This window comes from Mesorhizobium sp. M7A.F.Ca.US.007.01.2.1, assembly GCF_003998165.1.
GTDB lineage: Bacteria > Pseudomonadota > Alphaproteobacteria > Rhizobiales > Rhizobiaceae > Mesorhizobium > Mesorhizobium ciceri.
On the sequence record NZ_RZQP01000293.1, the window covers coordinates 1 to 6,505 of the forward strand.

The 6,505-nt window shown below is 63.6% G+C and carries 8 protein-coding genes; 3 read left to right on the forward strand and 5 right to left on the reverse strand.

Features of this window, described 5'->3' with window-relative positions:
• From EN949_RS31530 to EN949_RS31540, 3 genes are all read left to right on the forward strand, one after another.
• The coding region (locus EN949_RS31530) for an ABC transporter permease subunit (RefSeq protein WP_127371883.1) at positions 1 to 604 on the forward strand (604 nt) is incomplete at its 5' end.
• A 10-nt stretch (positions 605 to 614) separates the two neighbouring features.
• The gene (locus tag EN949_RS31535; protein ID WP_127367737.1) at positions 615 to 1,376 is read left to right on the forward strand and encodes a glucose 1-dehydrogenase; all 762 of its coding nucleotides are present in this window, start codon (positions 615 to 617) and stop codon (positions 1,374 to 1,376) included.
• Positions 1,377 to 1,677: 301 nt separating this feature from the next.
• Positions 1,678 to 2,388: a hypothetical protein gene (locus EN949_RS31540; RefSeq protein ID WP_063169499.1), complete on the forward strand. Its 711-nt coding sequence runs from the start codon at positions 1,678 to 1,680 to the stop codon at positions 2,386 to 2,388.
• A 147-nt stretch (positions 2,389 to 2,535) separates the two neighbouring features.
• On the opposite strand, the gene EN949_RS31545 is transcribed toward EN949_RS31540, so the two are convergent.
• The 5 genes from EN949_RS31545 to EN949_RS31565 all read right to left on the reverse strand — a co-directional run.
• Positions 2,536 to 4,044 (reverse strand): aldehyde dehydrogenase family protein, encoded by a 1,509-nt coding sequence (locus EN949_RS31545; protein WP_127367074.1) that lies wholly within the window; start codon positions 4,042 to 4,044, stop codon positions 2,536 to 2,538.
• 160 nt (positions 4,045 to 4,204) lie between these two features.
• Complete coding sequence (locus EN949_RS31550; protein WP_013528939.1) at positions 4,205 to 4,549, reverse strand: cupin domain-containing protein; 345 nt, start codon at positions 4,547 to 4,549, stop codon at positions 4,205 to 4,207.
• Positions 4,550 to 4,572: 23 nt separating this feature from the next.
• Complete coding sequence (locus tag EN949_RS31555; RefSeq protein WP_127367073.1) at positions 4,573 to 4,914, reverse strand: cupin domain-containing protein; 342 nt, start codon at positions 4,912 to 4,914, stop codon at positions 4,573 to 4,575.
• Between the two features lie 17 nt (positions 4,915 to 4,931).
• Positions 4,932 to 5,282: a cupin domain-containing protein gene (locus EN949_RS31560; RefSeq protein WP_063169498.1), complete on the reverse strand. Its 351-nt coding sequence runs from the start codon at positions 5,280 to 5,282 to the stop codon at positions 4,932 to 4,934.
• Positions 5,279 to 6,505, reverse strand: a 1,227-nt coding sequence (locus EN949_RS31565; protein ID WP_127371884.1) for a glycosyltransferase, incomplete at its 5' end; no start/stop codon positions are given. The genes EN949_RS31565 and EN949_RS31560, both read right to left, overlap by 4 nt.

Here is a 6,505-nt window from a genome sequence, read left to right on the forward strand (position 1 = left end):
GTGCGGCACCGCGGCGGCCCTCGGCCTGGCGCGCGTCTGCGTGCGGACCCGCGCGGTCTTCGACGCACTTCTGGGCGCCGCGATCGTCGTTCCGGGCGTCGTGATCGGCATTTCGACTCTGGTCGCGCTCGTCCAATTGTTCACCGTCGTCAATCCGTTCCTCGCCTCGATCTGGCCGGACGATCAGCCGCCGCGGCTGGCGCTCGGCTACGGTTCGATCATCGCGGCACACGGGCTGTTCTCGATGGCGCTGGTGACGATGATCGTCGGCACGCGGCTCGGCAGCCTCGACCGCAATCTGGTCGAGGCGTCGAGCGATCTCTACGCGACGCCGTTGACGACGTTCCGCTCGATCGTGCTGCCGCAGATCATGCCGGCGGTCGTTGCCGGCTTCCTGCTCGCCTTCACCTTTTCCTTCGACGATTTCATCATCGCCTTCTTCGTCGCCGGCGCGCAGACGACGCTGCCGATCTATGTCTTCGCGTCGATCCGGCGCGGCGTGACGCCGGAGATCAACGCCATCGCGACGATCGTGCTCGTCGCTTCCGTGCTGCTCGTGGTGCTTGCCCAATGGCAGTTGCGCCAGCGCAAGCCGTCGAACTGAAAGCCGCATCATGATCCTCAAAGACCGCATCGCCGTGGTGACAGGCGCCGGCTCCGGCATCGGGCGCGCCGGCGCCATGATCATGGGCAGGGAAGGCGCGGTGGTCGTCATCGCCGACAGGGATCAGGCCGCCGGCGAAGCAACGGCTTCGGACATCCGCGCGGTCGGTGGCCAAGCCGAGGCGATCACGACCGATGTCGCTGATGATGCGGCGGTCGAACAGCTCATTGCCGGCACGCTCGACAGGCATGGGCGCATCGACATCCTGCACAATCACGCCGGCATCCAGATCGGCGGCACGCTGACCGAAGTGGAGGTCGGCGGCATGGATGCCTCGTGGCGGGTCAATGTGCGGGCGCAGTTCCTGGCGGCCAGGATCGTCATGCCATCGATGATCGCACGAGGCGGCGGCGTCATCCTCAACACCGCCTCCAATTCGGGCGTGTTCTACGACCGCGAGATGATCGCCTACGCAACCTCCAAACATGCGGTGGTGGCGATGACACGGCAGATGTCGCTCGACTATGCCCGTCACAATGTCCGCATTAACGCGCTCTGTCCGGGCTGGGTCGACACGCCGTTCAACGAACCGTTCATCGCCCAGATGGGCGGACGCGGGGCGATCGAAACCTATGTCCGCACCAAGATCCCGATGGGCCGCTGGGCCAGCGCCGATGAGATCGCCGAAGCGATCCTGTTCCTTGTCTCCGACCGTTCATCCTTCATGACCGGCCAGGCGCTGGTAATCGACGGCGGTGAAAGTATCGGCTGAGCCTTTTGCTTTCGCTATCAACTCCCCTGTTTTCAAAGCTTGTCCGATATACCACGCAAAGACTTTCACCCATGCCGCTGCTTGCCCGCAGGACTATAGTCCTGCCGGCATGGGACTTCAGTGCCATGGCCGTCCAAGAGCGTGAATTTGTGTTTGATATCAGTCGGTTAAGTTTCTGGCCGGGTGCCAGATCGCGTATTGAGACAGCATTTGTCTAAAGTTTACTCTGCACTATTAGCAATTCCTCATAGGACGGTCGCTTAGCGGTCGGGCCAGGGCGACGATTCCCGAGGAGATTACCATGACAAACCGGAAAACTCTGCTGGCGGCGCTTGCCGCATTGGCGCTCCTGGCATCTCCGGCGCTCGCCGGCAATGGGCACGGCGGTGGCGGTGGCAATGCCGGAGGCAACGGGCACGGCAACGGCGGTAGCAATGGCAACGGCGGCGGCAATGGCAAGAGCGGCGCTTCGCACGGCAAGTCGTCGTCGGCCCCCGGCCAGGTGGCCAAAGCGGACGACACCACGGTCGACAAGACCACCAAGGTCTCGTCCGTGCCCAAAGGCAAGAACATCCACGCCAAGCTTGGCCGGGTGAGCTCGCTGAAGCGCAACATCAATGCCTATATGAACTCGAAGAGCAAGAAATTCGCCGCCCTTCAGGCATTCGTGACGCAGTCCGCCAAAGCCAAGGTCGCTCAGGCCGCCGCCGACGCAGCACAGGCTAAGCTGGATGCGCTGACGTCCCTGACACCCGATCAGATTGCCGCGATGTCGCCCGAAGATCAGGCGGCCCTGCCTGGGAAGATAGCTGCTCTGCAGGCCGAGGTCGCTGCCGACAACGCTGCTGCTGCTGCGGCCGCGGTCGGCACCGATGATGCATCGCTCGACGCGGCATTGGCGGATATGGCCAACAAGCCCGTCGACGCCGCGGTCACGTCCTGGGCTCAAGACGTCCTTGCCGGCAAGATCGACCAGACGGCTGCCGCGATGCAGACGGAAACGACGCCGTAACGAACCGCTGCCGAAACGGTAGTGGTCAGTCAAAGGCAATGCCGCCGGGTTTCACTCGGCGGCATTGCCTTTTCCCGCTCATGGTCGGGCTGGCTATCCAGGGATAGCCACCGAGCTGGCGTCCAGGGATAGCCAGGCTCGAAACACTCAGACGTGCTTGCGGCCGCCGGTCTCGCGGAACCAGCTGTCGGGATAGGGATACCACCATTCCTGGATTGTCGGCTTGTGGTCAATGATCACCATCTTGGAGCGGCGGAAAGCGTCGAGGCCCTGGCGTCCGAGTTCGCGGCCGAGGCCGGAGGCCTTCCAGCCGCCGAACGGCAGGGCATCATTGTCGATCAGCGGGTTGTTGACCCAGACCATGCCGGCTTCGAGCCGTTCAGCCGCCTCGTGGGCTTCGGCCAGATCCGATGTGAACACCGAAGCGCCGAGCCCGAACGGGCTGTCATTGGCAAGCCGGATCGCCTCGTCGAAATCCCTGACCCGGCAGATGGCGGCGACGGGTCCAAAACACTCTTCGCGCACGATCGCCATATCAGGGGTGACGCCGGTCAGGATCGTCGGTTCGTAGAACCAGCCGACATTGTACGCAGGCGGGATACGCCCGCCGGTGACTGCGACGGCGCCATGAGCGATCGCATCGTCGACAAGGCGCATGACTTTGGTCCGCGCGCTTTCGCTGACCAGCGGGCCGATCTCGGTCTTGTCCATGCCGTTGCCGATGCGCAGCGCCCGCGTCCTTTCGGCGAACAGCGCGACGAAGCGGTCATGCACGGAATCGACGACGAAGAAGCGCTCGGCCGAAGTGCAGACCTGGCCGGTGAGGTGGAAGGCGGCGGTGACGCTGCCGGCCGCCGCGATCTCGAGCGGCGCGTGCTCGCTGATGATCAGCGGGTCACTGCCGCCGGCCTCGATCACGCACGGCTTCATGCGTTCGGCGCAGGCCACCGCCACCGCCTTGCCTGCGGCGACCGAGCCGGTGAAGGCAACCGCATGGGTGCGGTCGGAGGCGATCAGCGCCTGCGCTGTGGCCGCTCCGCCGGGCAGGCAGGAGACCAGCCCCTCTGGCAGCGAGCGGAACACGGTCATGTAGTCCAGCGTCGATAGCGTCGTCGCCTCGGCCGGCTTGATGATGCAGGCATTGCCGGCGGCGAGCGATGCGGCGACCGTCCAGCACATCAGCAGGATCGGGAAATTGTAGGGCATGATGTGTACGGAGACGCCGTAAGGTTCGTAGCGCGCATACTGGAACGAACCGGCCTGCGTCGTGCCGGCGATCTTGCCGGCATCGTCGCGCGCCATCTCGGCATAGTAGCGGAAGATCGGCGCGCAATTGGCGATCTCGCCGATCGCTTCGGGATAGGGTTTGCCCATCTCGCGCACCATCAGCTCGGCGCAACGCGTGAAGTCCGCCGCCTCGATGGCGTTGGCGACGGCATGCAGATGCTTGGCCCGGCTCTTGGCATCGAGCTTCTTCCAGGCCGCCTGCGCCTTCGTCGCGGCCGTGAGTGCGGTATCGATCTCGCCGTCTGTCGCAGCAGAGATAGCACCGACGGTTTCCAGCGTCGCCGGATCGATCACCGGTTTTGCCGCGCCGGCCATCGACCGGTAGTCCGGGTTGACGAAGAAGGTTGGCCGGTCAGGAGAGAAATCCATTTTGTCCTTCTCCATTTATGGAGCCTTTTTGAGAATTCGTCCTGCCGAGGCAGATGGCGTGGCTTTCGAGAACCGGAGCGCAGCGGACATTTAGTCCGTGAGCACCGGAAGCGCAGAAAGCCGCGTCAGGTGTCCGGCAGGGCAGAATTATCGAGAAGGCTCAGCGGATCATGTAGACCTTCTTGATTGTCTCATGGACGGTGCAGACGCCCTTCCAGTCCTGCGGGAAGAACGCTGCCGTATCCGGCTCGATCTCGATGACCTCGCCGGATTCATGCACATAGGTGCAGCGCCCTTCGAGGAAGTGGCAGAACTCGTCGCGCGTGACATGGCAGTGCCATTTGCCCGGAGTGCAGACCCAAAGCCCGCATTCGGAGCGGCCTTCCGGCCCCTTGTACAGCAGCTTGCCCGAGGTATGGGATTGGCCCTCGATCATGGTCGGGATGACGCCCCAGTCGACGAGGTCGGTAATGGTAAGCGGGGATTTCATGATGGGGGTTGTCATATCGATTCCTTGGGAATGAGTGCTCAGCGGCACATGAAGGCCTTGGTCAGCGTTTGCGTGATGATGGAGATGCCGGTCCAGCCGGCGGGGAAGAATACCAGCGTGCCGGCCTCGACCGCGATCTCCTCGCCGTCGTCATGGACATAGCTGCCGCGTCCCGACAGGAAGTGGCAGAATTCGTCGGCGCCAAAGGTGACCTTGCGCGTGCCCGGCGTGCACGTCCACAGGCCGCATTCGCTCGATCCGTCCGGGTTCTGCGCCAGGATCTTGCCCGAAGCGCGCGGCGAACCGGCGAGCGTGTTGCTGCCCGCGCCCCAGTCTTCCAATTCCACGGCCGAAGCCTTCGGCCAGTGCGGTGTCGACATGTCATCAAGCTCCGTGGTCACGCCAGCATGTAGACGTTGCGCATCGTCTCATGCACGGTGCATTCGCCTCTCCAGCCGGCAGGGAACATGACCACGGTGCCGGTGGAGACTTCTATCACCTCACCGACATCCGACCGGTAGGTCGCGCGGCCGGCGACGAAATGGCACAATTCGTCGCGCGGGATACTGAGGCGCCAGCGGCCTGGCGTGCAGACCCAGATGCCGGATTCCGGCTGGTTGTTTGGCCCTTTGTGCACGAGCCTGCCGGTGGAGCGCGAAGCGCCGTCCAGGGCGTCAGGTTGGACGCCCCAGTCGACGAGGTCGGTTCGGGTGGTGGCCTGGTGGAGGTGTGGGGCGGAGGAGGTCACAGCAGCGTCTCCAGCAATCCTGCCGCCTTCTCCGGGCCATTCTGCGCGTGCATCTGCGCCGATGTCTTCGCCAGCTTGGCTTTCATCGCCGGGTCGGTCAGGCAGGTCTCGATCTTGGCAACCAGCTCGGCATCGGTCCAGTCGTAGCGCGGCATGCCGAAGCCGTGGCCGGTTTCCTCGACGCGGGTGGCGTTGTCGTGGCCGTCCCAGACATAGGGCATGATGATGGCCGGTTTGCCGAAATAGAGGCACTCGGTGAACGAGTTGTTGCCGCCATGGTGGATGACGGCATCGACCTGCGGGATGACCGAGGGCTGCGGAAACCAGCTGTCGACAATGACGTTACCGGGCACGTCCGTGTACTGGTCCTTGTAGCCGCCGACATTGACCAGAGCCCTGTAGCGCGTCTTGCCCAATGTCGCGATGATGCGCTTCAGCAGATCGACATCGCCGGCGCCCAGGCTGCCGAAGGAGACGTAGAGCAGCGGCCCGTCATTGTTCCTGGAGAAGGTCGGCACCGTGTACGGCTTTTCGTGCCGCACGCAGCCTTCGAGGTACTGGAATTTTGCCGGGTCGAGCGGATGGCGGCGCTTGAATTTTGCCGCTTCCGGGTAGAGCAGCAGGTTCAAATAGGGCGAGGCTTCGAAGAACTGGCCGATCGGATAGGGCGCCTCGTGGTTGGCGGTGAGGAAGGCGTTGAAGTCGTCATGGATCGGCTTGATCACCGCATTGAAGTGGTCGCGGTAGCGCTGGTGGCCGGCATGGTCGTTCTCGCCGCAGCCGGAGAGATGGGGCGGGATGTCCTCGTCCTCGATCTCGTTTTCCGAACACGAGATGACGCGCACCCACGGCTTGCCGTACTGCTTGATGGCCGGGAACAGGATGACGTTGTCGACGCAGATCACATCCGGCTTGATGGCTGAGAGAACGCGCGGCAGATCTTTCTGCGCCCATTTGGCGCTGTCGACGATCGCCGTCCAGCAATCCTTGACGTAGTTGTCGACCTGGTCGTAGGGCGATTTGCGGAAGTTCGGGATATGGCCGTTGATGAAATCCTCCCAGAATTTCGCCATCTGCTCGGGCGGCATCGGCTCCGACAGGTTCACCGGATGCGCCTCGAAGCCGTAGCCCTTGTAGACATCGACGAAGCCTGGGTCGGACAGGAACACCGCCTTGTGGCCGCGCGCTTCGACTGCCTGGGCGATGCCGACGGAATTGAGCGC

Bases quoted from the DNA above. Each gene is read 5' to 3' on its own strand.
- EN949_RS31535 (WP_127367737.1), top strand. From the start codon at position 615: ATGATCCTCAAAGACCGCATCGCCGTGGTGACAGGCGCCGGCTCCGGC.
- EN949_RS31540 (WP_063169499.1), top strand. From the start codon at position 1,678: ATGACAAACCGGAAAACTCTGCTGGCGGCGCTTGCCGCATTGGCGCTC.
- EN949_RS31545 (WP_127367074.1), bottom strand. From the start codon at position 4,044: ATGGATTTCTCTCCTGACCGGCCAACCTTCTTCGTCAACCCGGACTAC.
- EN949_RS31550 (WP_013528939.1), bottom strand. From the start codon at position 4,549: ATGACAACCCCCATCATGAAATCCCCGCTTACCATTACCGACCTCGTC.
- EN949_RS31555 (WP_127367073.1), bottom strand. From the start codon at position 4,914: ATGTCGACACCGCACTGGCCGAAGGCTTCGGCCGTGGAATTGGAAGAC.